This window comes from Streptomyces sp. NPDC017993 (assembly GCF_044328065.1).
GTDB lineage: Bacteria > Actinomycetota > Actinomycetes > Streptomycetales > Streptomycetaceae > Streptomyces.
The window spans coordinates 182,434-208,270 of sequence record NZ_JBIRGO010000011.1; the positions used below are offsets into that span (position 1 = coordinate 182,434).

Below are 25,837 nucleotides of genomic sequence, written 5' to 3' on the forward strand. Positions count from 1 at the left end.
CCGCGTCGGGGAGACGCGGGACGACTTCCGGGAGAAGATGGAGGTAACACACGTCAACTCTGCGTATCGACCCTGTGAACCCGACGTGCGGGGCGGCATAACCCGCGAGTATCGTCCTGGGCTGCAGTAACTCTGCGCTTTCTTGACCTGACCAGCCACGACCCGGAGGGCCCGTTGTCCCGCATTGTGCTGAAGGCGATTCTCGGATTCGTCATGCGTGTCCTGTACCGCCCGAAGGTGGAGGGCATGGAGCGCATTCCGGGCAGTGGGCCGGTGATCCTCGCCGGCAACCACGTCACGTTCATCGACTCCCTCTTCCTCGGCCTGATCGTCAAGCGCCCGGTGTTCTTCATCGGCAAGGACGAGTACGTCACCGGCACCGGCCTCAAGGGCCGGCTGATGGCCTGGTTCTTCACCAGCTCCGGCATGATCCCGGTGGACCGCGACGGCGGGCACGGTGGCGTCGCGGCCCTGATGACCGGCCGCCGCATCCTGGAGGAGGGCCGGGTCTTCGGCATCTACCCCGAGGGCACCCGTTCCCCCGACGGCCGGCTCTACCGCGGCCGTACCGGCATCGCCCGGCTGGCGCTGATGACCGGCGCGCCGGTCGTGCCGTTCGCGATGATCGGCACGGACAAGGTGCAGCCCGGCGGCAAGGGCCTGCCGCGCATCGCCCCGGTGACGGTGCGCTTCGGCGAGGCTCTGGACTTCTCCCGCTACGACGGCATGGACCGCGACCGCTACGTCCTGCGGGCCGTCACCGACGAGGTGATGAGCGACGTCATGGAGCTGTCCGGTCAGGAGTACGTCGACATCTACGCCACCAAGGCCAGGGCCGCCGCCTGACCTCTCCTTCGCACAGCAGCCGGGCCCCGTCCGTTCGTCGGACGGGGCCCGGCCGCGTCATACCCGCGGTGGGGCTCAGCAGGGCACGCGGATGCCGCGGTGAGCGCGCTGCCCCTCGGGGCCGGCCGTCGAGGCGCGACGCAGTGCCGCCTCGGGACGCGGCACCTCGCTGCCGTCGGGCTGGAGCATCTGCAGCCGTTCGGTGACGGTGCCGATCCGCGCGCCGGGCGCGTCCGCGTTCTTGACCGCCACCCGGTTCAGCGGCGCGGGCGCCAGCTGCCGCTCGGCGCGGACGAACGCCACGAAGCTCTCGTAGTCACGCTGGTGCCTGACCGCAGCGGTGAAGCCGGTGAACGCACTGAAGCCGTCCTGGTTGATGAGGGTGTACGAGGGGGCGGCGAGGCGGTAGCGGCGGGCCGGGTCGAGTGCGGTGCCGTCGATGAACACATCGGCGGCGTCGACCCGCCGGCCGACCGGACCCGACGCGTCGAACGTATACCGGACGTTGGCGGAGACGGCCAGGGGCGCGAACCCGAACCCGCCGCCGGCAGTCGGCGCCCACTGCTCCTCCAGCGCGTCGTGGATCTGCGCACCGGTGACCGTCACGGTCAGGATCGGGTCGCCGAAGCCGACCGCGTGCCATGCCTGCCCGAGGGTGACGGTGCCCCCTGTCGCCCCGTCGTGGACGAGGTCCGCGGCGATCACGGCCTGGCCGACGCGCGGCGCGACCGCGATGACGGCGAGGTCGGCCGGGGCGCCAGCAGGATCGCCTCCGGGGTCGGCCATCGCATCGGCGGGCTGCCTGCCCGCCCACAGCGCCCAGTCGGCCACCAGGTCGCCCATGGTGCTCTCCCCCGCGGCGTTGCGCCGCCGGGTGAAGGAGGCCGTCTGCTTGCCGATCGGGGCGCGGGCGCGCCGGGTGGCGTAGCCCGCCCAGTAGTCGGCGATCGACCGGAGCCCGGCATGCTGCGTCACATCGCGGGTGTTGGGGTGGTTGGTCGCGGTGGTCAGAGGCCGGATGACCTCACCGGTGACGGGGTCGAGGCGCAGGTTGATCTCGTTGATGAGCTGGCCGTAGCAACCGGCCTCGACGAACGGGCGAGGGTTGCCCTTGGGGTCGGGCACCATCATCGTGAACGCCTTGTGCCAGTGGCCGGTGACGATCGCGTCGATGTCGGGGGTGACGCGCAGCGCGAGCTCGTAGGCGGGGCCTGAGGGGTTGCTGCCGCTGGTGAAGTCGCTGCCGGCGACCGCGCCGTCGTGCATGCTGAGCACGATCGCGTTGACGCCGCGTGACTTCAGTTCCGCGGCGCAGCGGTTGGCGGTCTCCAGTTCGTCCAGGGTGCGCAGGCCGGGCTGGTAGGAGCCGGGGAAGGACTCGCTGCCGATGGCGGTCAGATGGATGAACCCGATCGGCAGTCGGCGGCCGCCGCCGGCGTCCACGTACGCGATGTTGTACGGCGGTAGCACGGCCTTGCCGGTCGAGCGCCACACCATGTTGGCGCTGTAGTAGGGGAAGTCCGCGCCGTGGAAGCGGCGTCCGGTGGAGTCGGCGAAGGCATCGTCCCGGTCGACCACAGGGAAGGGTTCGCCCTCCTCCATGTGGGAGGTCAGGAAGGTCGCGGACTTGTCGAACTCGTGGTTTCCGGCCGACGCGAAATCCAGGCCCATGGCGTTGAGCGCCTCGATGGTGGGCTCGTCGGCGAAGGAGGAGGCGTCGAACTCCCAGCCGGAGAAGAGGTCTCCGGGGGCGAAGAAGAGGGAGTTGCGCCGGCCGGTCCGCAGCCGTTCCAGGTGGGTGGCCATGTAGGCCACCCCGCCCACGGTGTAGGACCGGCCGCCCGCCCCGGTGATGACCGAGTTGCCGCCGGGCGCGGCCTGGAGATAGCCGTGCAGGTCGGTGATGTTGAGCAGTTGGACATCGACGTATTCGTCGGCGGTGGCCGCGTCGCGGGCGTGTCCGGTGGCGTAGGCATTGCTGCCGATCGCGCTGGCGGTGGCCATGGCCCCCGCCGCGGTGAAGAAGAAGCGTCGTCCGATGTCGCGCACTGCGTCACTCTCCTGAGCGGGCCGGCCGAAGGGGGACGACGGGAGAGTCAAGCGCGCCGCGCGGGACGCCGGGTCACCGAGGCCGGTACCGGGCGTGAACGGACGGGGGACAGTCGCCCCCGGGGCGTGTCCCGTGGATCATGGCCGCTGCCCGCCATCTTGATCCACAGGACACGCCAGCTCGGGCTCAGCAGGCCGGCGCTGTCCCTCGTTCGCCCGGCAGGCAGCCGTACGGCAGGCGCGCGTCTTCGCCCCGAGGGGGCTGGTGCGGCGGTGCAGGGAGCGTCGGCGAGTGGTGCGGCGTTGGGCGTTCGCCGGGTCGGCTACGGGCGTTGCGAAGGGTCGCCGGCCGCGGAGCCGGACTCGGCCTGCGGTCCCGGCTCCGGCTTCCCCGCCGGCTTCGGCCGGCCGGTGCCCAGTTCCTGGCCGCGCAGCAGGAACCACGCCGCCACCGCGGCGGACAGCAGGATCGCCGCGCCCACGCCGGCCGCGATGTCCAGCCCGTCGACGAAGGAGTCCTGAGCGGCCTTGATCAGCATCTGGCCCTGGGCGCCGGAGAGGTCTTCGGCCTGCTCGAAGGCTCCGCCGAGCGACTCACGGGCGGCTTCCGTGGCCTCCGGGGACAGCCCCGGTGGCACCGTGAAGCCGCGGTAGATGCTGGTGACGATGGAGCCGAGCAGCGCGATGCCGAGCGCGGCGCCCAGCTCGTAGGCCGTCTCGGAGACCCCGGAGGCGGCGCCCGCCTCTTCCTTGGGGACGCTGGAGAGGATCACATCGGCGGTGACGGTGAAGGAGAATCCGGCGCCGATTCCGACGACGAAGAGGATCGTGCCCAGCGCGAAGGTGCCGGTGTCGGCGTGCAGGGTCATACAGCCGGCGAGGGAGAGGCCGACGACCGCGAGGCCGCCGGACACCACGATCCGCACGGACAGGCGCCGGGCGACATAGCCGGCGGCGAGGCCCGCTCCCACCGCGCCGACCGCGGCGGGAAGTTCGGTGAGCCCGGCGTCCAGCGGTGAGCGCAGCTGGACCATCTGGAGGAACTGGGAGAGGAAGAAGACCAGCCCGGAGAGGCCCAGGATGGTCAGCAGGTCGGCCAGGACCGCCCCGGAGAAGCCCCGGTGGTGGAAGAGCTTCATGTCCAGCAGCGGCGAGCTGAGCGTGAGCTGCCGGCGGACGAACCAGACGAGGGCCGCGACGCCGAGGACGGCCGACAGCGCGATGTCCCAGCGGTAGCCGTGGACGGCGACTTCCTTGATGGCGTAGACGACGGCGATGATGCCCACCAACGACAGCAGCACGCTGGGGATGTCCCAGGGGCCGGGATCGGACCTGCGGGACTCCGGGATGACCTTGGCACCGACGACCACCAGCAGCGCCATCACCGGCAGGTTGATCAGGAAGACCGAGCCCCACCAGAAGTGGCCCAGGAGGAAGCCGCCGAGGACCGGGCCGACGGCGGTGCCGGCCGAGGCCATCGCGCCCCAGATGCCGACCGCGAGGCTGCGTTCCTTGGGGTCGTGGAAGAGGTTGCGGATCAGCGCGAGGGTGGACGGCATGAGCGTCGCACCGGCCACGCCCAGCAGGGCGCGGGCGGCGATCATCATCTCCGGGCTGCTGGCGTAGGCGCACAGCACCGACACCGCGCCGAACGCGGTGGAGCCCACCAGCAGCAGCTTCTTGCGGCCGATCCGGTCGCCGAGACTGCCCATGGAGACCAGCAGCCCGGCGATGACGAAGGAGTAGATGTCACCGATCCACAGCAGCTGGGCCCCCGAGGGCTGCAGATCCTCGCTGAGGAACGGCGTGGCCAGACCGAGGACCGTGACGTCGACGCCGACCAGCAGGACGGCCAGGACGAGGACGGCGAGCGCGAGCCAGCGGCCCGGGCGCGGCTGATCGTCCACATGGCCCGAACCCACCGGTCCTGACGCTATGGTCTCGCTCATTTCTCCATGCTCCGTCGGATGCCGCCGAGCAGCAGCTCGGCGATCGAGTGGTTGAGGTCGTTGCGGGCGACGCGCCCTTCCTGCACGGCCCATGAGCCGGCGCCGATGAGGCCGTAGAACGCCTCGGTGAGCCAGGCCGAGCTGAGGTCGATGCGGAAGTCGCCCTCCTCCTGGCCGCGCCGGAAGAGGGCGGTGATCCTTGCGTCCAGCCGGGCCCAGCCGGCGTTGACCTCGGCGCCCTCGAAGAGCTGGTTCTCGGTGAAGAGGAAGGCCAGCACGGCGGCGACCGGTTCCGCCTCGGCGACCAGCCGGCGCAGGGCGTCGGAGGCGTTGCCCTCGTCGAGCCCCGCCGCGTCCATCGCTTGGGTGAACTGGGCGATCCCCAGCTCCTCCAGGGCCCGGATCAGCGCGTCCCTGCCGGCGAAGTGCCGGTGCAGGGTCGCGCGGCTGATACCGGCGGCTCGGGCGATGTCGTCCATCGGTGTCGTCGCCCTGCGGATCAGCAGGGCGGCGGCTTTTCTGAGCACCTGTTCCCGATCAACGGCCATGAGACACAGGCTAGCCGAATGAGACACACATGTCTCATATCCGTGGTCACGGCACCCATACGACGGCGGCCCCCACCCGTAACGGGTGGGGGCCGCCGGTCACCGCACGTCGGCGGTTCGCGTCACTTCTTGGCCGCTGCCCAGGTCTGCTGGGTCACCAGGTCGGCCCGCACCTCGGCGAGCTGTACGGCCACCGCCGAAGGGGCGGTGCCGCCGCGCCCGTCGCGCGAGGCCAGCGCGCCGGAGACGTTGAGGACCGTACGGACCTCGGGGGTCAGATGCGGCGAGATCTTGGCGAACTGCTCGTCGGTGAGCTGGTCCAGCTCGATGCCGTGCGCCTCGCACTCCTTGACGCACTCGCCCGCGACCTCGTGCGCCACCCGGAACGGCACACCCTGCTTGACCAGCCACTCCGCGATGTCGGTGGCCAGCGAGAAGCCGGCCGGGGCCAGCTCCTCCATGCGCTCGCGGTTGACGGTCAGCGTGGCCATCATGCCGGTGAACGCTGGGAGGAGGACCTCCAGTTGGTCACAGGAGTCGAAGACCGGCTCCTTGTCCTCCTGCAGGTCACGGTTGTACGCGAGCGGCAGCGCCTTGAGCGTGGCCATGAGGCCCGTCAAGTTGCCGATCAGACGGCCCGACTTGCCACGCGCCAGCTCGGCGATGTCCGGGTTCTTCTTCTGCGGCATGATCGACGAGCCGGTGGAGAAGGCGTCGTGCAGGGTCACGAAGGAGAACTCCTTCGTGTTCCAGATGATGACCTCCTCGGCGATCCGGGAGAGGTTGACGCCGATCATCGCGGTGATGAAGGCGAACTCCGCGGCGAAGTCACGGGAGGCCGTGCCGTCGATGGAGTTTCCGGCCGAGCCGCGCTCGAACCCGAGGTCCGCGGCGACCGCCTCCGGGTCGAGACCGAGCGAGGAGCCGGCCAGCGCGCCGGAGCCGTACGGCGAGACGGCGGTGCGCTCGTCCCACTGGCGCAGCCGCTCCGCGTCCCGCGACAGCGACTGCGCGTGCGCCAGGACGTGGTGGGCGAAGAGCACCGGCTGGGCGTGCTGGAGGTGGGTGCGGCCCGGCATCGCGACGTCCGGATGCGTCTCGGCGAGGCCGACGAGCGCCTCCTGGAGGTCGGCGATCAGCCCGCCGAGCATCCGGGCGTGGTCGCGCAGATACATCCGGAAGAGGGTGGCGACCTGGTCGTTGCGCGACCGGCCGGCCCGCAGCTTGCCTCCGAGGTCAGCGCCGAGCCGCTCCAGCAGACCGCGCTCCAGGGCGGTGTGCACGTCCTCGTCGGCGATGGTGCCCGTGAAGGAGCCGTCCGCCACATCGGCTTCGAGCTGGTCGAGGCCGGCCAGCATCCGCTCCAGCTCGTCGGCGGTGAGCAGACCGGCGGTGTGCAGCACGCGGGCGTGGGCGCGGGAGCCGGCGATGTCGTACGGCGCGAGCCGCCAGTCGAAGTGGACCGACGCCGACAGCTGGGCCAGCGCCTCGGCCGGTCCGTCGGCGAAACGGCCGCCCCAGAGCCGGACGTCGCCGGAACTCTTCTGCGTCGAATCGGCGCCGTTGCTCACTGCTGCTCCTCAAGGCTGTGACTGCGTCTTCCGGGGTGTCCCCGGACCTGCGCCGCCTCCCCGCCGCGAGGGCGGGGAGGCGGCGTTCGTACGTGAGGCTACCGAGCCTGAGGGCTCAGGCCTGGTCGCGCTTCGCCGCGATCTTGCTCGACATTCCGAAGAGCTCGATGAAGCCCTTGGAGAGCGACTGATCGAAGGTGTCGCCGGTGTCGTACGTCGCCAGGTTGAAGTCGTACAGCGACTTGTCGGACTTCCGGCCGGTGACGACCGCGCGACCGCCGTGCATGGTCATCCGGATGTCGCCGGTGACCTGCTGGTTGGCCTCGGCGATGAAGCCGTCCAGGGCGCGCTTGAGCGGCGAGAACCACAGGCCGTCGTAGACCAGCTCGCCCCAGCGCTGCTCGACCTGCCGCTTGTAGCGGGCCAGCTCGCGCTCGACGGTGACGTTCTCCAGCTCCTGGTGCGCGGTGATCAGCGCGATGGCGCCGGGCGCCTCGTACACCTCGCGGGACTTGATGCCGACCAGGCGGTCCTCGACCATGTCGATCCGGCCGATGCCCTGGGCGCCGGCGCGCTCGTTGAGCTGCTGGATGGCCTGCAGGACGGTGACGGGCTTGCCGTCGATGGCGACCGGGACACCCTCCTTGAAGGAGATGATGACCTCGTCGGCCTCCCGCGCGACGGCCGGGTTCTCGGTGTACTCGTAGACGTCCTCGATCGGCCCGTTCCAGATGTCCTCCAGGAAGCCGGTCTCGACGGCCCGCCCGAAGACGTTCTGGTCGATGGAGTACGGCGACTTCTTGGTGGTCGCGATCGGGAGGTTCTTCTCCTCGCAGAAGGCGATGGCCTTGTCCCGGGTCATCGCGTAGTCGCGGACCGGGGCGATGCACTTCAGGTCCGGGGCCAGGGAGGAGATGCCGGCCTCGAAGCGGACCTGGTCGTTGCCCTTGCCGGTGCAGCCGTGGGCGACGGTGGTGGCGCCGTGCTTCTTGGCCGCGGCCACCAGGTGCTTGACGATGGTCGGTCGCGACAGCGCGGAGACCAGCGGGTAGCGGTCCATGTAAAGGGCGTTGGCCTGGATCGCCGGGAGGCAGTACTCGTCGGCGAATTCGTCCTTGGCGTCCGCGACCTCGGCCTCGACGGCGCCGCAGGCGAGGGCGCGCTTGCGGATGACGTCCAGGTCCTCGCCGCCCTGGCCGACGTCCACGGCAACGGCGATGACCTCGGCGCCCGTCTCCTCGGCGATCCAGCCGATACAGACAGAGGTGTCCAGGCCGCCCGAGTAGGCGAGTACGACGCGCTCGGTCACGGGTTTCTCCTTACGATGCATACGCTGATGGGTATAAGTATGCACTCCACCGTATGATTCGTCAACGCCACCGGGAAGCCGCAGGTCAGCAGCGGTTCGACGGAGTGTCGCGCGCGCTCAGGAGTCTTCGCGCAGACCGTCGAGAAGGACGGACACATGGCTGTACGCCGTCTCCTTCGTCGCCGTCAGGAGCGTCAGCGGGCCGTCCGCCGCCCGCTTCCGCAGGCCGTCGAGCGCGGCCCGCGCCTGCGGCGCGGCCAGTTCCGCCCGGTAGCGCGCCGCGAATTCCTCGTATCGCTCCTCGCGGTGGTCGTACCAGCGGCGCAGCTCCGTGGAAGGAGCCACGTCCTTGCACCACTCGGTGAGCTGCGCGTCCGCCTTGGACAGCCCGCGCGGCCACAGCCGGTCGACGAGCACCCGGGCGCCGTCCGACGGCTCCGGGGAGTCGTACACCCGGCGCACCCGGGCATTCCCCTGGGACATATCGGCCATATCCTCATCGAAGCACGGAAGCGCGACCCCCGCCGCAGGACCGGGAAACGACCTCAGGGGGACCCGCTTTGGATTCAGGGGCCAGGACAGGGTATTTTTCTTCTGCACGCCCCGGCCGGGAGGATTCCGGTCGGTACGAGCACCGGGACGTGGCGCAGCTTGGTAGCGCACTTGACTGGGGGTCAAGGGGTCGCAGGTTCAAATCCTGTCGTCCCGACGGTGCGAAAAGCCCGCTGGCAGGGAGATGATTCTCCTGGTCAGCGGGCTTTTTCTGTGAGTGCGTGGCGGTCCGGCAGCGACCGGGCGGGCGGCGCACGATGTATACGCCGCTCCCCCGGCCCCGCTCAGTGCGCCTTCTGCGCCAGTCGCAGCAGATGATCCGCGAGCGCCTGGCCGCCCGCGGGGTCGCGGCTGATGAGCATCAGCGTGTCGTCGCCCGCGATGGTGCCGAGGATGTCGTGCAGTTCGGCCTGGTCGATGGCCGAGGCCAGGAACTGGGCGGCCCCCGGCGGGGTGCGCAGGACGACGAGGTTGGCCGATGCCTCGGCCGAGATGAGCAGCTCGCCGGAGAGCCGGCGCATCCGCTCCTCCTTGGCCGACTCCCCCAGCGGGGCCCGCGGCTTGCGGTCGCCGCCCTCGCTGGGCACCGCGTAGATCAGCTCACCGCCGGTGTTGCGGATCTTCACCGCGCCGAGTTCGTCCAGGTCCCGGGAGAGGGTCGCCTGGGTGACGGACAGCCCGTCGTCGGCGAGCAGCTTGGCGAGCTGGCTCTGGGAGCGGACCGCCTGCCGGTTGAGGATGTCCACGATCCGGCGGTGGCGGGCGGTGCGGGTCTGCGGTACGGCCTGGCCGCCGTTCAGCGACTCGGTCTCCTGCGGCTCGGTCATCGTTGTCGTCAGTCTCCGGATTGTTGTTCCCCGTGGGCCCCTTCGAGGGCCGTGTCGAGGACGGCGGGGAGCTTCCGGAGGAACGTGTCCGCCTCGTCGTCCGAGACGATCAGCGGCGGCGCGAGCCGGACGACGTCCGGCGCGACCGCGTTCACCAGGAGACCCGCGTCCTGAGCCGCCTGCTGCGCCCGGGGCGCGAGCGGCTCGGTCAAGACGATACCCAGGAGCAGTCCCGCGCCGCGGACATGGCCGACCAACGGGTGCCCGAGAGCCTCGATTCCGCTCCGCAGCCGCTCACCGACGCGCTTGACGTGATCGAGGAGACCGTCGGCCTCGATGGTGTCGAGGACGGCGAGGGCGCCGGCGCAGACGACCGGGTTGCCGCTGAACGTCGAGCCGTGCGAGCCGGGGGTGAGCAGGTCGGCGGCCGGGCCGAAGGCCAGCGTCGCGCCGATCGGGAGGCCACCGCCCAGGCCCTTGGCGAGGGTGATGATGTCGGCCTCGACGCCCTGGGCCTGCGACTCCAGCCAGTGCCCGGTCCTGCCGATGCCGGTCTGGATCTCGTCCAGGACCAGCAGCGTGCCGGTGGCCGCGGTGATCTCGCGAGCTGCCCGGAGGTAGCCGGGCGGCGGTACGACGACGCCGTTCTCGCCCTGCACGGGCTCCAGGATGACGAACGCGGTGTCGGTGGTGACGGCGGCGCGCAGGGCGTCGGTGTCCCCGTACGGGACATAGCTGACGTCGCCCGGCAGCGGGCTGAACGGTGCCTGCTTGGCGGGCTGCCCGGTCAGGGCGAGGGCGCCCATGGTGCGGCCGTGGAAGCCGCCCGCCGTGGAGACCATGTGCGTCCGGCCGGTCAGCCGGCCGATCTTGAAGACGGCTTCGTTGGCCTCGGCGCCGGAGTTGGAGAAGTACACCCGGCCGGGGCGTCCGGCCAGCGCGATCAGCCGCTCCGCCAGCGCCACGGTGGGCTCGGCGACGAAGAAGTTGGAGACATGGCCGAGGGTGGCCACCTGGTCGGAGACGGCACGTACCACCGCGGGGTGGGCGTGGCCGAGCGAATTGACCGCGATGCCGCCGAGGAAGTCGAGGTACTCGTTGCCGTCGGCGTCCCAGACCTTGGTGCCCTCGCCGCGCACCAGCGGGACGCGCGGGGTGCCGAAGTTGTCCATCATGGTGCCCTGCCAGCGCCCGCTGAGGCCCGCGTTGGTCATCGGCTCGCTCATGTCGCCCCCTCGATCGTGTTGCTGTCCGGCACGACCATCGTGCCGATTCCCTCGTCGGTGAAGATCTCCAGCAGGATGGAGTGCTGGACCCGTCCGTCGATCACGCGCGCGGTGTGCACGCCGTTGCGGACGGCGTGCAGACAGCCGCGCATCTTCGGCACCATGCCGCTGGCCAGGTCGGGCAGCAACTTCTCCAGTTCGGTGGCCGTCAGCCGGGAAATCACTTCGTCGCTGTGCGGCCAGTCCTCGTACAGCCCCTCGACGTCGGTGAGGACCATCAGCGTCTCGGCGCCCAGCGCGGCGGCCAGCGCGGCCGCCGCGGTGTCGGCGTTGACGTTGAAGACGCCGGAGGCGTCTCCCTCGTCGCTGCTGCGGGCGATGGAGGAGATGACCGGGATCCGGCCGTCGTCCAGGAGCGCGTGCACCGCGCCGGGGTCGATCGAGGTGATCTCACCGACCCGGCCGATGTCCACGCGTTCGCCGTCGATGTCGGCGTAGTGCTTGGTCGCCGTCATCAGGTGGGCGTCCTCGCCGGTCATCCCGACGGCGAGCGGGCCGTGCTCGTTGAGCAGCCCGACCAGTTCGCGCTGCACCTGGCCGGCGAGCACCATCCGGACGACGTTCATCGCCTCGGGCGTGGTGACCCGCAGGCCGGCCTTGAACTCCGATTCCAGGCCGAGCAGATCGAGCTGCGCGTTGATCTGCGGGCCGCCGCCGTGCACGACGACCGGGCGCAGCCCGGCGTGCCGCAGGAAGACGACGTCCTGTGCGAAGGCGCTCTTGAGCTCCTCGTCGACCATCGCGTTGCCGCCGAACTTGATGACGACGGTCTTGCCGTGATGGCGGGTCAGCCAGGGCAGCGCCTCGATGAGGGTGCGGGCCTTGGGGAGCGCCGTGTGCTTACGGGTACTCATGAGGAGTACGCGCTGTTCTCGTGGACGTAGTCGGCGGTGAGGTCGTTGGCCCAGATGACCGCGGACTCGGTGCCGACGGAGAGGTCGGCGGTGATCCGCACCTCCCGGTAGCGCATGTCGACCAGGTCGCGGTCCTCGCCCACGGAGCCGTTCTTGCAGACCCATACGTCGTTGATGGCGACGTTCAGCTGGTCGGGCTCGAAGACGGCGGAGGTGGTGCCGATGGCGGAGAGCACCCGGCCCCAGTTGGGGTCCTCACCGTGGATGGCGCACTTGAGCAGGTTGTTACGGGCGATGGAGCGGCCCACCTCGACGGCGTCGTCCTCGCTCGCGGCGCCCACGACCTCGATGCGGATGTCCTTGCTTGCGCCCTCGGCGTCGCCGATCAGCTGCCGGGCGAGGTCGTCGCAGACCGTGCGGACCGCTGCGGCGAACGCGGCGCCGTCCGGCACGACGCCGGAGGCGCCCGACGCGAGCAGCAGCACCGTGTCGTTCGTCGACATGCAGCCGTCGGAGTCGATCCGGTCGAAGGTGGTCCGGGTGGCCGCGCGCAGCGCCGCGTCGAGCTCGGCGGCCGGCACATCGGCGTCGGTCGTCAGCACCACGAGCATGGTGGCGAGGCCCGGTGCGAGCATGCCCGCGCCCTTGGCCATCCCGCCGACCGTCCAGCCGTCCTGGCCGGCGACTGCCGTCTTGTGCACGCTGTCGGTGGTCTTGATGGCGAGGGCGGCCTTCTCGCCGCCGTGCGCGTCGAGTTGGGCGACGGCCTTGTCGATGCCGGGCAGCAGCTTGTCCATCGGCAGCAGTTCGCCGATCAGGCCCGTCGAGCAGACGGCGACCGCACCGGCGCTGTGCCCGCCGGTCTCGTCGAGCCCCGCGGTGTTCAGCGAGGCGGCGGCCTTCTCCGCGGTGGCGTGCGTGTCCTGGAAGCCCTGCGGGCCCGTACAGGCGTTGGCGCCACCGGAGTTGAGGACGACGGCGGAGACCTGGCCGCCCTTGAGGACCTGCTCGGACCACAGCACCGGCGCGGCCTTGACCCGGTTGGAGGTGAAGACGCCGGCGGCGGCCAGGCGCGGCCCGTTGTTCACCACGACGGCGAGGTCCGGGTTGCCGTTCTCCTTGATTCCGGCGGCGATGCCCGACGCCGTGAATCCTTGTGCTGCCGTGACGCTCACTGCTTCTCCTCCGTCGCTACCCCGGCCGCGCCCCTCGTGGGCGTGCCGGCCTCCCCTTGCTGTCCGGGTCCGGTGTCCGTGCGGGTCACGGAGCGACCCCGGCCGTCGGCAGCCCCGTCCCCTCGGGGAGCCCGAGGGCGATGTTCATGCTCTGCACCGCGCCGCCCGCGGTGCCCTTGGTGAGGTTGTCGAGGGCGCAGATCACGATGATCCGGCCGGCCGCGGGGTCGAGCGTCACTTGAAGGTGCACGGCGTTGGAGCCGTACACGGCGCCGGTCGAGGGCCACTGTCCCTCGGGCAGCAGCCGGACGAACGGCTCGTCGGCGAACGCCTTCTCGTACGCGGTGCGCACCGCGTCGGCGTCCACGCCGGGCTTCGCCTTCGCCGAGCAGGTGGCGAGGATGCCGCGCGGCATGGGCGCGAGGGTCGGCGTGAAGGAGACCCCGACCCGCTCACCGGCGACCGCGCTCAGGTTCTGGATCATCTCGGGGGTGTGCCGGTGCCCGCCGCCGACGCCGTACGGGCTCATGGAGCCCATGACCTCGGACCCCAGCAGGTGCGGCTTGGCCGCCTTGCCCGCGCCGGAGGTGCCGGACGCCGCGACGATCACGGCCTCGGGCTCGGCGAGGCCGGCTCCGTACGCCGGGAACAGCGCGAGGGAGACGGCGGTGGGGTAGCAGCCGGGGACGGCGATGCGCCGGGTGCCCTGGAGGGCGGTGCGGCCACCGGGCAGTTCCGGGAGGCCGTACGGCCAGGTGCCGGCGTGGGGCGAGCCGTAGAACGCGTCCCAGTCCGCGGCGTCGGCCAGCCGGAAGTCCGCCCCGCAGTCGACGACGAGCACATCGGGCCCGAGTTCCTCGGCGACCGCCGCGGACTGGCCGTGCGGCAGGGCGAGAAAGACCACGTCGTGCCCGGCGAGCACCTCAGTCGAGGTCGGCTCCACCAGGCGGTCGGCGAGCGGGAGCAGGTGGGGCTGCAGGGAGCCCAGGCGCTGCCCCGCGTTGGAGTGCCCGGTCACCGCGCCGATCTCCACCTCGGGGTGGCTCAGAAGCAGGCGCAGGACCTCACCTCCCGCGTACCCACTCGCACCGGCCACTGCTGCACGTACCGCCATGGACCCTCCTCATCGATGGCATGACTATACGGATAGCGGCAGTTTTATGCAACGCTGTCATGCAGCGGAACGCCGCCCCGCATCGAGGGCGACGCCCGGCGGGCCGCGTTCAGGCGTGCTGCGGTACCTCGTCCTTGAGGGTGGACCGGATCTGCTCCCGCAGCTCCGGCGAGTCCGCGTGGCCGTGGACGGAGACCGCGTGCTCGCTTGCCGCGCGCACCACTTCCTCCTCCTCGCCCGCGATCACCAGGGTGCAGTTCATCTCGCTCGGGTAGTCCCGGCAGTCGACCATCTTGCGCATGACGCACCTCCTCTCCTTCCAGTGTCGACCCGCCCCCGGGCCGACGCATACGGCGAATTCCGTATGGCGCCCCGGCGCCGCGCCCTGCTGGAGTGGACAGCAGGAACGGGGCCTCCTTCTGCGCACGACGAGCACCACGAGGGGGCACCCTTTCGACTTTCGTCGCCTGCCCGGGCCCGCCCGCCCTCGCGCCGCACGGGCCCCGGGCAGGGGAACACCACGCGGTTGCGGAAGCGGTGCGCACCGTCGCCCGCACAGCCGGGCTCGCACCCCCGGCGGCTCGCCGCCGAGAGCCCGGCCCACCGCGTCCATGCCGTCGGCCGCTCACTGCGGCCGACGCCCCCGGCCGGTCTTCCCCCGGCCGGCCGGGCGGCCCTTGACTCCCCTCGCCGCGCTCGCCACGCTGAGGACATGAACGCGGCCGGGGAGGTCGGCCTGCGACGCGTACTGGCCGTCGTGGACCTCCTGATCGACGCCGTCGACGAGGACAGCCTGGTCCCGGCGCTCCTTCCGTTGCTGCTCCGCGCCGTACCGGGCGACAGCCTCGTCTGGACGCCCCGCCCTGACCCGGCCGAGCGGATGCTCACCCTGCCGGAGGACCTGCTGGACCGCGCCGCCCTGGAGGCGTTCGCGCGCCACGCGGCGGCCGACGCGCTGGTCACCCACACCACCACCGGCACCGGCGCCCCGATGCGCCGCTCGACCCTGCAGGCCGGTGGCGAATACCGCGCCCTGGCCACCTACGCCGACGTCTACCGTCCGATCGGGGCCGAGCATCAGCTGGCGATGGCCTTCCCCGGCGGCTACGCGGACGGCACACCGCGCAGCGTGTGTCTGGCGGTGAACCGCAGCGGCAGCGACTTCACCGACGACGATGTGGCGGTGGCCGCCCTGCTGCGCCCCCGGCTCGGCCGCGTCCTGAACCGGCTCGCCCCGCCGATGCCCGGTCCGGATCTCGTCACCGGCCGCGAGTCCGCCGTACTCGGCCTGTTGGCCCACGGCTTGACCAACCAGCAGATCGCGCACCGCCTGGCGATCAGCCCCCGCACCGTCGACAAGCACCTGGAACACGCCTACGCCAAGCTGCACGTCGGTGGCCGGGTCGAGGCGGCGAACGCGTGGCTGACCCGCGGGGCGCCGATGCGGATGGGGCCGTAGCCGGCACCGCGGGCGTGCTCTTCCTGATCTCCCGGCCCGCTGTGGCCTCAGCCCGGCCGGGGCCCGCGGTCACCGATGAGTCGCGCCGCCCGCCGACGTCTACCCGTCTGACAGCGACGGGGAGCGCTCCGGCGCCGGACGACGGGAGAGACCCATGACCACGGACACCGAGACGACCGAGGACACCGGGCGGACGGCCGACGAGGCCGCGCTACGGGCGCTGTTGGAGGACCGGGTGGCCGCGACGGCGGCACGCGACGCGCGGCGGTTTCTCGCACCCTGCGCGCCGGACGTCGTGCAGTTCGACCTGGCCCCTCCGCTGCAGCTCAAGGGCGCCGAGGCGCTGGACCGCGAAGCCGTCGAGACCTGGTACGCGACGTGGGACGGCACCATCGAGATCACGCTCACCGAGGTCGGGATCACGGTCGGCGACGACGTCGCCTTCAGCCACAGCCTCAACCGGATGCACGGAACGAAGTCCGACGGCTCTCAGGTGGAGCTGTGGAGCCGGGCGACCGTCGGCTTCCGCAAAACCGGCGGCAGTTGGCGCATCACCCACACCCATGACTCGGTGCCCTTCCTGATGGACGGGTCGGGGTTGGCCGCCCTGGATCTCACGCCGTAGCGGTAGCGGGCGGTCGAGCCGCGCGGGGCGCGGGGCGCGGGCGGGCCGGAACATGGCGGACGGCCGGGGCCAGGACCTGAAACCGCTGGTGGCGTCCGGTGCGCCCTGACACTATCGGCCCATGATCGAGCCGTGTGCACCGCCGAAGTCCGCCGACCGTGACCGATGGGTGCGGATCGCCGCCCGGAACAACGCCGCCTGGTGCGACGCCGTTTGCCGGGCGCACGGCGTCCCGGGATCCTTCGATGACCGCGCCTGGGCCGGCGCACGCCGGACACCGCCGCTCTACCCGGACGCCGTCACGCTGACGCCCGAGGCTTCGGCCGCGGACGTCCTGCCCCGCGTCGACACTCGCTCCCCCGGCTGCTCGGTCAAGGACAGCTTCGCGTGCCTGGATCTGGCCTCCGCCGGATTCGAGGTGCTCTTCGAGGCACAGTGGATCCACCGGCCGGCGGGCACCCCGGCGCCGGTGGCGGACGTCCACTGGGACGTGGTCCACGACGGCGATGAGCTGGCGGCCTGGACGGCCGCCTGGCGCGGAGAGCCGGCAGCGGACGGGCAGGACGGGAACGGGGAGCGGGGGGCGGACGACGGGCCCTTTCGGAGCGGACTGCTCGCCGACGCGGGGACGTCCTTCCTGTGGGGGCGGCGCGGTGACGCGGTGGTCGCCGGCGCGGTCGCGAGCCGGGAAGGGTCGGTGGTGGGCCTGTCCAATGTGTTCGCGGCCGACGGCGATCCGCGCGGCGCGTGGGCGGGCGCCCTCGCCACCGTCGCCTCACGGTGGGCCGGGCCGGCCGTCGTCGGATACGAGTCGGGCGCCGACCTGGAGGCCGCGGTCAGCCACGGCTGCCTGCCCATCGGCCCGTTGCGGGTGTGGTGGCGGGCCGGCTGATTCGGCCGCCGGCGGGTCAGCGCCGTCAGCGCGCGCCGGCCCGGCCGCGCCGCCGGTGGAGGACGACTCCCCAGGTGACCGCACCGGCCAGCAGTGCGCCGCCGAGCACCGTGGTGCCCGTGCTCACACCGGAACCGCCGCCCATGCCGGTGTGTGAACCGCCGCTGGGGACGTGGCCGCCGGCCTTGGCGGCGACCGTCATGGTCCCGGTGAGCGTCAGCCGCCCGTCACCGTGCCCCTTGCCGGGCTCGCCCCCAGGATCCGTGCCGGGCTCGCTCCCGGAGTCCGGTCCGGGCTCGTTCCCGGGCTCCGTTCCGGGCTCGTTCCCTGCATCCATTCCGGGCTCGTCGCCGAGCTCCTGCTCTTCGGCGGGGCCGTCGTCGCTGCCCGCCTGGGCGGGTTGCTCGACATCGGCCTCGGCATGGCCCTCGCCGTGCTCCTCACCGCCCTCTTCGCCGCCCTCTTCGCCGCGCTCCTTGTCGTGCCCGTTGCCGTGCTCGTTGCCGTGCTCGTTGCCGTGCTCGTTGCCATGCCCCTGGGCGCCGTCCTTCCCGCAGACCAGCGTCACGGTGTAGGTACCGGGCCGGGTCGTCTCCGGCACCCTGCCGGTGCCGCCGACCTGGTTGCGCAGCATGGACAGCTTCATCTCCGGGATGCCCGCACCGTCGAACGTCGCGACGCCGGTCTCGCCGGGGCAGTTGCCGCCGTCGAAGACGGAGAACTCACCGCCCGGAGCCACCGGATCGGGCTCGATGATCACCTTTTTGCTGTCCACCGGGGCGGTCGCGGCGGCGGCGCCGGAACCGACCGACGCGGCGGACGTCAGGAGGGCACCGGCCGCGGCGGCATGGCGAAGGATGTGGCGTATGTGCATATCCAGAGCGAAACGCCCGGCCGGTCGGAACGCACCTCGATGACCGGCGCCGGACGGGCCGCCTCCTGGGCGCGCCCGCCCCGACGCTGCCTTTTCCGCAGGTCACACGGTTGCGCCGCGCCCCGTACGGCGGAACGGGCCGAATGGGCCTTCCGGGTGGCACGGATCACTCTCCGTCACCGCCCACCGACCCGGCGTCCCTCGCGTGGAGGCAGCCTTCACGGGGTTCACGGCGTTCACGGCGTTCGATTCGCCCTACCGGCGCGCGGCTCACCCTCCCAGGCGGAGGCTCCACATGCCGGCCCGCCCGGTGAGCGTGGTCACCGACAGCGGCTGGACGTCGATGTGCCAGTACGAGTGCGGCGGCGCCTGGAGCGCGTAGACCAGGGCGGCGCGCACCACGCCGGGATCGGCGACCGCCAGCAGCCCGGAGCCCTCCTCGACGGGACGCGTGTCGAGCCACTCGCCGACCCGGGTGATGAAGGCCAGCAACGACTCCCCGCCGTGCGGCGCGGAGCGCGGATCGGCGAGCCAGGCGTCCACCGCGCGCGGCTCGGCGACGGTCACCTCCCCCAGCGTCCGGCCCCGCCAGCGCCCCATGTCGCAGTCGCGCAACGCCGGCTGGGCGAGCGGGCTGAGGCCGAGGGCGTCTCCGGTCTCCCGGCAGCGCTCCGACGGCGAGCGGTAGCGCAGCTCGGCGGCGGCGAGCCGGCACAGCACGGGGGCGGCACGCTCGGCCTCGTGCCATCCGGCGGCACCGAGGGGGCGGTCGTCGTCGAACCGGGTCTCCAGCAGCGAGGAACTGCGGGCCGCGGCGAGCAACGTGAGGCGAACATGCATTCGCTGATGGTAAGAGCAGCGCCGCCCGGATCAACCCCTTTGATCAGAGGTTGATGGGTCCGGGATCGACCAGCCCGAGCGTCATCCACTGTTCCGGCGCCACCAGTCTCCGGAAGCCGATCTTCTCGTAGACCCCGTGGGCGTCCTTGGTGGCGAGCGTGATCCGGGTCAGCCCGCAGGGCGTCAGGTGGTCGGCGACAGCCTCGACGAGGGCGGTGCCCAGCCCCTTGCCCCGGTCGTCGCGGCGGACGTAGACGTCGCAGAGCCAGGCGAAGGTGGCGTGGTCGGTGACCACTCGGGCGTACGCGACCTGCTCGCCCGAGACGGAGTCGTACAGGCCGAAGTTGAGCGAGCCCGCGACGGCGCGGTCGTGCAGGTCACGGGGGCGGTCCAAGGCCCAGTAGGCGTCGGTGGACAGCCACCGGTGGACGAGGCCCGCGTCCAGGCGGGCCGGGTCGGTGGAGAGGTGGTACCCGTCGAGGGCGTGATCGTTCATGCCGGGAGGTTGGCAGAACCGCGGGGCGGCGTCGAGCCGGTTACGGACGGCCGCGGGATCCGGCCGTGCGGAGCGCGCCGCACGGCCGGGTCATCCGGTCTCCAGGCCCAGCTCCGTGCAGGCGGCGCGCAGCCGGCGAACGCCCTCGACGAGTTCGCCGGTACCGGCCGCGGACGCGAAGCTCAGGCGCAGATGCGGGGCCGGCGGCTCGGCGGCGAAGTAGGGCCGGCCGGCCGCGACGGCGACGCCCGCCCGCGACGCGGCGGAGATCAGGGCCGCTTCGTCGGTACCGTCCGGCAGGCGCAGCCACAGGTGGTAGCCGCCGGGCGGGACGTGCAGCCCGCCGTCCCGCGAGCGGCCGAGGCCCTCCGCCCGGCCCGGTCGGTCGACGAGTGCGGGCAGCTGCTGGTGCAGGGCGGTGACCAGCGCGTCCCTGCGGACGGTCAGCTCGCCGGCGATCAGCCGCAGATGCCGGGTCCAGGCGGGCGAGCCGACGAGTTCCAGGGCGGTCTCCTGGAGCGGCCCCGGCACGAAGAAACTGTCGACGACCTGGATGGCGCGCAGCCGGTCGAGGACCGGGCCCCGTGCGGCCAGCGCACCCACCCGCAGGCTGGGCGAAGTGGCCTTGGTCAAGGAGCAGACGTGCACGACCGTGCCGTCCGGGTCGTCCGCCATGAGGGTCGGCGGGAGCGCGGGGGCGTCGTCGTGCACCAGCCGTCGGGCGAAGTCGTCCTCGACCACGAACGCGCCCGCCGCGCGGGCGACCCGCAGCACCTCACGCCGCCGCTCCCCCGCGAGCACCGCGCCCGTCGGGTTCTGGAACAGCGGCTGGCTGACGAAGAGGCGGGAGCCGCTTGCCCGAAAGGCGTCGGCGAGCAGATCGGTGCGCACGCCGTCCGCGTCCATCGGCACCGGGACCGGCCGCAGCCCCGAGGCGCGCGCGACGGCCAGCATGCCGGGGTAGGTGGGGGACTCGACGAGCACCGGCGCACCGGGGGGTGCCAGCGCGCGCAGGGCGGCGGTCAGCGCACTCTGGCCGCCCGCGGTGACCAGGACGTCGCTGGCGGCCAGCACCCCGCCGGGACCGCCGATCTCCCTGGCGAACCAGGCACGCAGTTCCGGGACGCCTTCGACCGGGGGCCGCCCCCAGGCGCCGGGCCGCCGCCCGGCGCGCGCGAGGGCCGCGGCCAGTGCGCGTTCCGGTTGCAGGTCCGGGTGCAGATAGCCGCCGTTGAGTTCGATGACGCCGGGCGCCGGTACGGCGAGGGTGGCCAGCACGCCCGAGGCGTCGACGCTGCGCGGCACCTGGTCGCCGGCCGGTTCCGCGCTCAGCGCGATCTCCTGCCAGGAGGTGTCGGCCGGCCGGGGCGCCTCGGCGCGTGGCTCCGCCCGGAACGCGCCGGCGCCGGGCCGGGTCACCACCAGCCCCTCCGCGACCAGCTGGGCCAGCGCCCTGGAGACGGTCACCGGGCTGACGCGGTGCCGCTCTACCAGCGCGCGACTCGACGGCAGCTTCTCACCCGGAGAGTAGCGGTTCAGCCCGCCACGGAGGATCGCGGCCAGCTCACCGACACTGCTACGCTCATGCATGAGAGACAACGATACCGCTATCGCCTCGGCCGCGATAGCGGTCACCGCCCCGGAAGAGTCCGGCACCCGTGACCTCACCGGCGACGCCACCACTCCGCCGGCCCCCAGCGGCGTTCCCGTCGGCCGTGGCGCGCTCCTCGCCGCGCTCGGCGTCGCCGCGTTCTCCCTCACCTTTCCCGCGACAGCCTGGGCCCTGGAAGGCATGGGCCCGTGGACCGTGGTGATGCTGCGCAGCGTGCTGGCCGCGGCGATCGCCATCAGCTGCCTCGCCGCCTTCCGCGTCCGGGTCCCCGAGCGGCGCCACTGGGCGGGCATCGCGGTCGTGGCGGGGGGCGTCGTGCTGGGCTTCCCCCTGCTCACCACCCTCGCCCTGCAGACCTCCACCACCTCCCACGCGGCAGTCGTCGTCGGACTGCTGCCGCTGACCACCGCCGCCTGCTCGGCACTGCGGACCGGCGCGCGCCCCTCCCGCACCTTCTGGGTCGCCTCGTTGATCGGCGCCGCCGTCGTCATCGGCTTCGCGGTGCAGCAGAGCGGCGGGGCGCCGAGCTCCGGCGACCTCTTCCTGTTCGCCGCGCTGCTGGTGTGCGCGGCCGGTTACACCGAGGGCGGCCGCCTGGCCCGCCATCTGCCGGGCTGGCAGGTGATCGGCTGGGCGCTGGTGGCGGCCCTGCCGGTGACGGTGGCCGGTGCGGCGGTGGCGCTGTCCACCGAGCCGCTGCACCTGACGGCACACGCCGTCGGGGGCCTGCTGTGGCTCGCGATCGGCTCGCAGTTCCTCGGCCTGGTCGTCTGGTACCGCGGAATGGCCGCCATCGGCGTGTCCAAGGCGAGCCAGCTGCAACTCGCCCAGCCCCTGCTGACCCTGGTGTGGTCCGTGCTGCTGCTGGGAGAGCAGCTGCCGCCCGCGGCACCCGCGGCGGCCCTGGCGGTACTGGTGTGTATCGCGGTCACCCAGCGCACGCGCGGCTGACCTCACCGGACGCCGGCCGGCCGCCGCTCCGCGGACACCGGCCGGCCGCTGCGCACCGGGTGCGACAGCCGCCCCCGGACGTAAACTTGCCGCGACGGCAGATGACGCCGTCCGGGCCGCTCGGGCCCGTATCCGTTGGCCGTTCCACCGCTCGGCCGCTGCTGTACGGCCGCACCGGTAGCGGCCGCCCGAAGCGGGAGGAACTCTGATGCACGCGAACACGGGCGACCGGCTGCTGGTGCACGGCAGAACCGTCGGGCATCACGATCGAGTCGTAGAGATCATCGAGGTACTGGGCACGAACGGCGATCCGCCCTACCGCGTCCGCGCCGAGGACGGGCACGAGGCCATCATGTCGCCCGGTCCGGACTGCGTCGTCCAGCACGGAAAGTCCGTCGACGTCGGCCCCGCCCGCTAGCGGAACCGACAACCGGCCGACCGGGCCGACGGGCCGCCACTACGGCCGCGCGGCGCTGCCGTAGTGGTCGCGGACGACTCGCGCCAGGGCACCGATCCGGTCCGCGGACACCTCCTTCGCCGAGAAGAACACATGGCCGCCGACCTGCGGGTGCTTCCGTGCCAGGGTGAGGTGGCGGGAGAGTTCCGCCGGGTCCCGCCAAGCGGCCGGCTGCGCCGGGTCGCCCGCCTTGTAGAGCGCTTCGCCGATATAGAGGTCCACGTCGGTGCCCGAGACGGTCCGTGACCACCAGGACACCAGTTCCGCGTAGTCGGCGCCCGCCGCTCCGATGTTCCAGTAGACCTGCGGAACGATGTGGTCGATCCAGCCCTCCCGCACCCAGCGCCGGGTGTCGGCGTACAGATCGTCGTAGGTCTCCACCCCGGCCCGGGTGGCGGAGCCCTCCGGGTCGGTCGCGTGATTGCGCCAGACCGCGAACGGGCTGATGCCGAACCGCACCCGTCGTCCCGCCCGCCGCCCGGCTCCTTCGACCTGCTGGGCGGTCTCCCGCACCAGCCGGTCGATGTTGTCCCGCCGCCACTCCGCTCGGTTCGCGAAGCCCTTGCCGTGTGCGGCGTAGGCCGCGTCGTCGGGGAAGGTCTCGCCCGCGACCGGATACGGGTAGAAGTAGTCGTCGAAGTGCACCCCGTCGACGGGGTAGCGCCGCACCGCGTCGAGCATGGCTTCCTGGACGAAGCGGCGGACTTCCGGCAGCCCCGGGTTGTAGTAGAGCTTTCCGCCGTACGGAACCGCCCAGTCGGGATGCACACGTGCGGGGTGGGTGGCGGCCAGCCGACGGGGGTCGACGTGGTTGGCCACCCGGTACGGGTTGAACCAGGCGTGCAGCTCCAGACCGCGCCGGTGCGCCTCGCGGACGGCGAAGCCCAGCGGGTCCCACCCCGGGTCGCGGCCCTGCACACCGGTCAGGCACTCCGCCCACGGCTCGTGCGGGGACGGCCACAGGGCGTCGGCGGTCGGCCGGACCTGGAAGATCACCGTATTCAGCCGGCTCTTGACGGCCTCATCGAAGTGGGCGAGAAGTTCCTGCTGTTGGTGTGCGGCGGTCCGCCCGGGGGTGGAGGGCCAGTCCCGGTTGCCGATCGTCGCCAGCCACATGCCGCGCATCTCGTGCCGGGAGCGGCCGGAATCGACCGTCCGGTCTCCGGCCGGGGCGCCCGCCGGGCCGTCCGCGGTCGCCGCCGCTCCAGCGGCGAGCACGGACGAAGCCGCGCCCAGCACGGTCACGGCGAACCCTCTTCGTGTGATCCGTCTCATGAATAACCCTCAGATTGTCTGTTTCGTCCCGTTCTGAGGGCTCAGAATGCCCGCCCCGGCACCTTTAGCACAGCACCGTCCGGAGTAACGTCGGGGTCGAGGCGGTGGCCGGACCCTTACGGCACACCGCCAGTCCTGAAGATCAGCGAAAGGCACGATGTGACCGACATCGAACGCGTCGGAGTGGTCGGCTGCGGCCAGATGGGCGCAGGCATCGCCGAGGTGTGCGCCCGCGCCGGGCTGGACGTCATGGTCGCCGAGACCACCGGCGAAGCCCTGGAGCTGGGTCGTACCCGCTTGACCAACTCGCTCGGCAAGGCCGCGGAACGCGGCAAGATCACTGCCGCTGAACGCGACGCGACGCTCGGCCGGCTCAGCTTCACCACCGACCTCGGGGAGTTCGCCGACCGCGACCTCGTCATAGAGGCGGTCGTGGAGAACGAGCAGGTGAAGACCGAGATCTTTCAGGTCCTCGACCAGGTCATCACGCGCCCCGACGCGATCCTGGCGTCCAACACCTCGTCGATCCCCCTGGTGAAGCTGGCGGTGGCGACCTCCCGCCCCGACCAGGTCATCGGCATCCACTTCTTCAACCCGGCACCGGTGCAGAATCTCGTCGAGCTGATCCCCGCCCTGACCACCGGCGAGGACACCATCAAGCGCTCCGAGGCGCTGGTGCAGGACGTCCTGGGCAAGCACGCGATCCGCGCCCAGGACCGCTCGGGCTTCGTCGTCAACGCGCTGCTCATCCCCTACCTGCTCTCCGCGATCCGGATGTTCGAGTCGGGCATGGCCAGCCGCGAGGACATCGACAACGGCATGGAGCTGGGCTGCGCCCACCCGATGGGCCCGCTGAAGCTGTCCGACCTGATCGGCCTGGACACCGTGGCCTCGGTCGCCGCTTCGATGTACGAGGAGTACAAGGAGCCCCTGTACGCCTCTCCCCCGCTGCTCGCGCGCATGGTCGACGCGGGCCGGCTGGGCCGCAAGGCCGGTTCCGGTTTCTACTCGTACTAGCGAGTGCGGTGGCGCCGTCAAGGGGCGCTGTCCAAGGCGAGTTCACCTGGAGCAGCGCCGACGGCGGCGCTGCGGTTGGGTGGCTCTCGCGGTGCCCACCAGGCCCTCATCCGCAATCTCGCCCAGCCAACGGGGAATGCGCGGGGCCCGGCCTGGTGAGCGCCATCGACCGACAGGCAATTGACCCTGACCTGGGGATTTGTGTCTTTCGAATCTGTCAGGGCCTTCCCCGCTCACGCAGCGGAAAGGCCCGGGAAAGTCCCTGGGACGGAGCTGAAAGTCCCTGGAAACTCCCTGGTTCGGGCGCCCTACCAGCGCCTTAGAACTGGGCAACGGCATCACCGGTGACAGGCTCCGAACCTGAGACCCACGACCTACGCATCACGAGGTGATGCAAGGTCGTGACGGGTGATGATCCGTGATCAGACTCGGCCCGGTCTCGCCTGGTCAAAGACTTGTCGGACGCACCGGCGTGATGCCCGATCCATCGAGTGCCGTCCCGGCCGCTCACGCATCGCTCACGCATGCGGCGCGTCTGGCCGGGAGCTCCGGAGACGGCCACCGAACCGCCGGCTCACTCGCCGCAGGCAGGGTTTGATCCCGCACTGGCAGCAGAAATGCGGCGAACAGCCCCACCACGGGAAGCGACATCCGCTCGGTAGCCGCCCGCGCGGCCCCGTCTGCCTGCGAGATCCTGCGCCGCCGTATGGCCCGCGCCTTCCCACGTGGTGCCAGGGGCTGGTGCGGGTGAGTTGTGCGACGTGCAGGGCGTGGCGCGGCTTGCCGGCCGCCCAGCCCTGCGCTGTCGCGATGGCCTGTGTGAGGGCCTGTTGGACTCCGGCGCGACCGCGAGCGATGACCGTCAGGTCCAGGACGAGGCTGAGGGTGTGCCGCATCTCGCGACGCCGCCGCTCCGCCTGCTTGCGGACGCTCATGTCGGGGACCAAGAACAGCACCACCGCCAGGGCCGGCAAGCCGGCCGGCGGCACCCACCACCCCGTTGCGACGTCCGTACCCAGGCGCAGCAGCAGGACCGTGGCCCAGGGGGCGATGAGCCCCGTGGTTCGCGCAGACCGCCTTGCCCACCAGGTACTTGTCCTCGTCTGTGCCGCAGACGACCAGGTCCACGCGCAGCGAGGAGGTGGGAAATCCAATCGCGCACCAGCGGTACGGCGCACCGCCCCGGCCTGGTATCCCACTCCGTTCTCCTCCTGTATGGGTGGACACCGGGGTTGAGCCCAGGGCCGGATACGGACCAA

At 71.9% G+C, this 25,837-nt stretch carries 24 protein-coding genes, 1 tRNA gene and 1 pseudogene; 8 read left to right on the top strand and 18 right to left on the bottom strand.

The window, feature by feature from the left end; all coding sequences use genetic code 11:
* Nucleotides 1-174 precede the first annotated feature (174 nt).
* The gene (locus ACH4FH_RS21825; protein ID WP_398557529.1) at nt 175-846 is read left to right on the top strand and encodes a lysophospholipid acyltransferase family protein; all 672 of its coding nucleotides are present in this window, start codon (nt 175-177) and stop codon (nt 844-846) included.
* 75 nt (nt 847-921) lie between these two features.
* Here ACH4FH_RS21825 and ACH4FH_RS21830 read toward each other — a convergent pair whose 3' ends face one another.
* From ACH4FH_RS21830 to ACH4FH_RS21855, 6 genes are all read right to left on the bottom strand, one after another.
* Nucleotides 922-2,895, bottom strand: coding sequence for a bifunctional metallophosphatase/5'-nucleotidase (locus ACH4FH_RS21830; RefSeq protein ID WP_398557530.1), 1,974 nt, complete (start codon nt 2,893-2,895; stop codon nt 922-924).
* Nucleotides 2,896-3,218: 323 nt separating this feature from the next.
* Nucleotides 3,219-4,844, bottom strand: a complete 1,626-nt coding sequence (locus ACH4FH_RS21835) for an MFS transporter (RefSeq protein ID WP_398557531.1) — start codon at nt 4,842-4,844, stop codon at nt 3,219-3,221.
* A complete protein-coding gene (locus tag ACH4FH_RS21840) occupies nt 4,841-5,392 on the bottom strand; it encodes a TetR/AcrR family transcriptional regulator (protein WP_398557532.1) in 552 nt (183 codons plus the stop codon). The genes ACH4FH_RS21835 and ACH4FH_RS21840 overlap by 4 nt, the downstream gene beginning before the upstream one ends.
* Before the next feature lie 122 nt (nt 5,393-5,514).
* A complete protein-coding gene (gene argH, locus ACH4FH_RS21845; RefSeq protein WP_398557533.1) occupies nt 5,515-6,963 on the bottom strand; it encodes an argininosuccinate lyase in 1,449 nt (482 codons plus the stop codon).
* A 115-nt stretch (nt 6,964-7,078) separates the two neighbouring features.
* Complete coding sequence (locus ACH4FH_RS21850; RefSeq protein ID WP_398557534.1) at nt 7,079-8,272, bottom strand: argininosuccinate synthase; 1,194 nt, start codon at nt 8,270-8,272, stop codon at nt 7,079-7,081.
* A gap of 117 nt (nt 8,273-8,389) precedes the next feature.
* Nucleotides 8,390-8,764 (bottom strand): DUF488 domain-containing protein, encoded by a 375-nt coding sequence (locus tag ACH4FH_RS21855; RefSeq protein ID WP_398557535.1) that lies wholly within the window; start codon nt 8,762-8,764, stop codon nt 8,390-8,392.
* Nucleotides 8,765-8,907: 143 nt separating this feature from the next.
* On the opposite strand from ACH4FH_RS21855, the gene ACH4FH_RS21860 reads away from it, so the two are divergent.
* Nucleotides 8,908-8,981: transfer RNA gene (locus ACH4FH_RS21860), tRNA-Pro, on the top strand.
* Between the two features lie 127 nt (nt 8,982-9,108).
* Here the strand turns inward: ACH4FH_RS21860 and ACH4FH_RS21865 are convergent.
* The 6 genes from ACH4FH_RS21865 to ACH4FH_RS21890 form a co-directional block, all read right to left on the bottom strand.
* Nucleotides 9,109-9,651: an arginine repressor gene (locus ACH4FH_RS21865; RefSeq protein WP_398557536.1), complete on the bottom strand. Its 543-nt coding sequence runs from the start codon at nt 9,649-9,651 to the stop codon at nt 9,109-9,111.
* A gap of 8 nt (nt 9,652-9,659) precedes the next feature.
* The gene (locus ACH4FH_RS21870; protein ID WP_398557537.1) at nt 9,660-10,877 is read right to left on the bottom strand and encodes an acetylornithine transaminase; all 1,218 of its coding nucleotides are present in this window, start codon (nt 10,875-10,877) and stop codon (nt 9,660-9,662) included.
* Nucleotides 10,874-11,791: an acetylglutamate kinase gene (argB, locus tag ACH4FH_RS21875; RefSeq protein ID WP_398557538.1), complete on the bottom strand. Its 918-nt coding sequence runs from the start codon at nt 11,789-11,791 to the stop codon at nt 10,874-10,876. The genes ACH4FH_RS21870 and argB overlap by 4 nt, the downstream gene beginning before the upstream one ends.
* Nucleotides 11,788-12,966 carry a bifunctional glutamate N-acetyltransferase/amino-acid acetyltransferase ArgJ gene (argJ, locus tag ACH4FH_RS21880; RefSeq protein ID WP_398557539.1) on the bottom strand — a complete coding sequence of 393 codons (1,179 nt, stop codon included), beginning with the start codon at nt 12,964-12,966 and terminating at the stop codon, nt 11,788-11,790. The genes argB and argJ overlap by 4 nt, the downstream gene beginning before the upstream one ends.
* Nucleotides 12,967-13,051: 85 nt before the next feature.
* Entirely contained in the window at nt 13,052-14,080 is a 1,029-nt protein-coding gene (gene argC, locus ACH4FH_RS21885; protein WP_398557540.1) for an N-acetyl-gamma-glutamyl-phosphate reductase, read from the bottom strand.
* A gap of 109 nt (nt 14,081-14,189) precedes the next feature.
* Nucleotides 14,190-14,381 (bottom strand): DUF1059 domain-containing protein, encoded by a 192-nt coding sequence (locus ACH4FH_RS21890; RefSeq protein ID WP_398557541.1) that lies wholly within the window; start codon nt 14,379-14,381, stop codon nt 14,190-14,192.
* 411 nt (nt 14,382-14,792) lie between these two features.
* Between ACH4FH_RS21890 and ACH4FH_RS21895 the strand changes: the two genes are divergently transcribed.
* From ACH4FH_RS21895 to ACH4FH_RS21905, 3 genes are all read left to right on the top strand, one after another.
* Entirely contained in the window at nt 14,793-15,539 is a 747-nt protein-coding gene (locus tag ACH4FH_RS21895) for a LuxR C-terminal-related transcriptional regulator (protein WP_398557542.1), read from the top strand.
* 154 nt (nt 15,540-15,693) lie between these two features.
* A complete protein-coding gene (locus ACH4FH_RS21900; RefSeq protein ID WP_398557543.1) occupies nt 15,694-16,164 on the top strand; it encodes a YybH family protein in 471 nt (156 codons plus the stop codon).
* 121 nt (nt 16,165-16,285) lie between these two features.
* The gene (locus ACH4FH_RS21905) at nt 16,286-17,056 is read left to right on the top strand and encodes a hypothetical protein (RefSeq protein WP_398557544.1); all 771 of its coding nucleotides are present in this window, start codon (nt 16,286-16,288) and stop codon (nt 17,054-17,056) included.
* A gap of 25 nt (nt 17,057-17,081) precedes the next feature.
* Here the strand turns inward: ACH4FH_RS21905 and ACH4FH_RS21910 are convergent, their stop codons facing one another.
* The 4 genes from ACH4FH_RS21910 to ACH4FH_RS21925 all read right to left on the bottom strand — a co-directional run bounded on the left by ACH4FH_RS21910 (nt 17,082) and on the right by ACH4FH_RS21925 (nt 20,856).
* On the bottom strand, nt 17,082-17,930 hold the full coding sequence (locus tag ACH4FH_RS21910; RefSeq protein WP_398557545.1) for a hypothetical protein: 849 nt from the start codon (nt 17,928-17,930) through the stop codon (nt 17,082-17,084).
* A gap of 270 nt (nt 17,931-18,200) precedes the next feature.
* Nucleotides 18,201-18,770, bottom strand: coding sequence for a histidine phosphatase family protein (locus ACH4FH_RS21915; protein WP_398557546.1), 570 nt, complete (start codon nt 18,768-18,770; stop codon nt 18,201-18,203).
* 43 nt (nt 18,771-18,813) lie between these two features.
* The gene (locus ACH4FH_RS21920; RefSeq protein ID WP_398557547.1) at nt 18,814-19,266 is read right to left on the bottom strand and encodes a GNAT family N-acetyltransferase; all 453 of its coding nucleotides are present in this window, start codon (nt 19,264-19,266) and stop codon (nt 18,814-18,816) included.
* A gap of 90 nt (nt 19,267-19,356) precedes the next feature.
* On the bottom strand, nt 19,357-20,856 hold the full coding sequence (locus ACH4FH_RS21925) for a PLP-dependent aminotransferase family protein (protein ID WP_398557548.1): 1,500 nt from the start codon (nt 20,854-20,856) through the stop codon (nt 19,357-19,359).
* On the opposite strand from ACH4FH_RS21925, the gene ACH4FH_RS21930 reads away from it, so the two are divergent.
* Nucleotides 20,855-21,829 (top strand): DMT family transporter, encoded by a 975-nt coding sequence (locus ACH4FH_RS21930; protein WP_398557549.1) that lies wholly within the window; start codon nt 20,855-20,857, stop codon nt 21,827-21,829. The genes ACH4FH_RS21925 and ACH4FH_RS21930 overlap by 2 nt on opposite strands.
* A gap of 208 nt (nt 21,830-22,037) precedes the next feature.
* A complete protein-coding gene (locus ACH4FH_RS21935) occupies nt 22,038-22,247 on the top strand; it encodes a DUF1918 domain-containing protein (RefSeq protein ID WP_393894295.1) in 210 nt (69 codons plus the stop codon).
* Between the two features lie 39 nt (nt 22,248-22,286).
* Here the strand turns inward: ACH4FH_RS21935 and ACH4FH_RS21940 are convergent, their stop codons facing one another.
* Nucleotides 22,287-23,561, bottom strand: a complete 1,275-nt coding sequence (locus ACH4FH_RS21940) for a glycoside hydrolase family 10 protein (protein ID WP_398557550.1) — start codon at nt 23,559-23,561, stop codon at nt 22,287-22,289.
* Nucleotides 23,562-23,720: 159 nt separating this feature from the next.
* On the opposite strand from ACH4FH_RS21940, the gene ACH4FH_RS21945 reads away from it, so the two are divergent.
* Nucleotides 23,721-24,578: a 3-hydroxybutyryl-CoA dehydrogenase gene (locus ACH4FH_RS21945; RefSeq protein ID WP_398557551.1), complete on the top strand. Its 858-nt coding sequence runs from the start codon at nt 23,721-23,723 to the stop codon at nt 24,576-24,578.
* Between the two features lie 507 nt (nt 24,579-25,085).
* On the opposite strand, the pseudogene ACH4FH_RS21950 reads toward ACH4FH_RS21945, so the two are convergent.
* Nucleotides 25,086-25,779, bottom strand: a pseudogene (locus tag ACH4FH_RS21950) (hypothetical protein); the annotation flags it as partial.
* Nucleotides 25,780-25,837 lie beyond the last annotated feature (58 nt).

Excerpts from the sequence above, each read along its gene's own strand:
- ACH4FH_RS21835 (WP_398557531.1), bottom strand. The coding sequence starts at position 4,844 with ATGAGCGAGACCATAGCGTCAGGACCGGTGGGTTCGGGCCATGTGGAC.
- ACH4FH_RS21840 (WP_398557532.1), bottom strand. The coding sequence starts at position 5,392 with ATGGCCGTTGATCGGGAACAGGTGCTCAGAAAAGCCGCCGCCCTGCTG.
- ACH4FH_RS21855 (WP_398557535.1), bottom strand. The coding sequence starts at position 8,764 with ATGGCCGATATGTCCCAGGGGAATGCCCGGGTGCGCCGGGTGTACGAC.
- ACH4FH_RS21865 (WP_398557536.1), bottom strand. The coding sequence starts at position 9,651 with ATGACCGAGCCGCAGGAGACCGAGTCGCTGAACGGCGGCCAGGCCGTA.
- ACH4FH_RS21870 (WP_398557537.1), bottom strand. The coding sequence starts at position 10,877 with ATGAGCGAGCCGATGACCAACGCGGGCCTCAGCGGGCGCTGGCAGGGC.
- argB (WP_398557538.1), bottom strand. The coding sequence starts at position 11,791 with ATGAGTACCCGTAAGCACACGGCGCTCCCCAAGGCCCGCACCCTCATC.
- argC (WP_398557540.1), bottom strand. The coding sequence starts at position 14,080 with ATGGCGGTACGTGCAGCAGTGGCCGGTGCGAGTGGGTACGCGGGAGGT.
- ACH4FH_RS21890 (WP_398557541.1), bottom strand. The coding sequence starts at position 14,381 with ATGCGCAAGATGGTCGACTGCCGGGACTACCCGAGCGAGATGAACTGC.
- ACH4FH_RS21895 (WP_398557542.1), top strand. The coding sequence starts at position 14,793 with ATGAACGCGGCCGGGGAGGTCGGCCTGCGACGCGTACTGGCCGTCGTG.
- ACH4FH_RS21900 (WP_398557543.1), top strand. The coding sequence starts at position 15,694 with ATGACCACGGACACCGAGACGACCGAGGACACCGGGCGGACGGCCGAC.
- ACH4FH_RS21905 (WP_398557544.1), top strand. The coding sequence starts at position 16,286 with ATGATCGAGCCGTGTGCACCGCCGAAGTCCGCCGACCGTGACCGATGG.
- ACH4FH_RS21910 (WP_398557545.1), bottom strand. The coding sequence starts at position 17,930 with ATGCACATACGCCACATCCTTCGCCATGCCGCCGCGGCCGGTGCCCTC.
- ACH4FH_RS21915 (WP_398557546.1), bottom strand. The coding sequence starts at position 18,770 with ATGCATGTTCGCCTCACGTTGCTCGCCGCGGCCCGCAGTTCCTCGCTG.
- ACH4FH_RS21920 (WP_398557547.1), bottom strand. The coding sequence starts at position 19,266 with ATGAACGATCACGCCCTCGACGGGTACCACCTCTCCACCGACCCGGCC.
- ACH4FH_RS21930 (WP_398557549.1), top strand. The coding sequence starts at position 20,855 with ATGAGAGACAACGATACCGCTATCGCCTCGGCCGCGATAGCGGTCACC.
- ACH4FH_RS21925 (WP_398557548.1), bottom strand. The coding sequence starts at position 20,856 with ATGCATGAGCGTAGCAGTGTCGGTGAGCTGGCCGCGATCCTCCGTGGC.
- ACH4FH_RS21935 (WP_393894295.1), top strand. The coding sequence starts at position 22,038 with ATGCACGCGAACACGGGCGACCGGCTGCTGGTGCACGGCAGAACCGTC.
- ACH4FH_RS21940 (WP_398557550.1), bottom strand. The coding sequence starts at position 23,561 with ATGAGACGGATCACACGAAGAGGGTTCGCCGTGACCGTGCTGGGCGCG.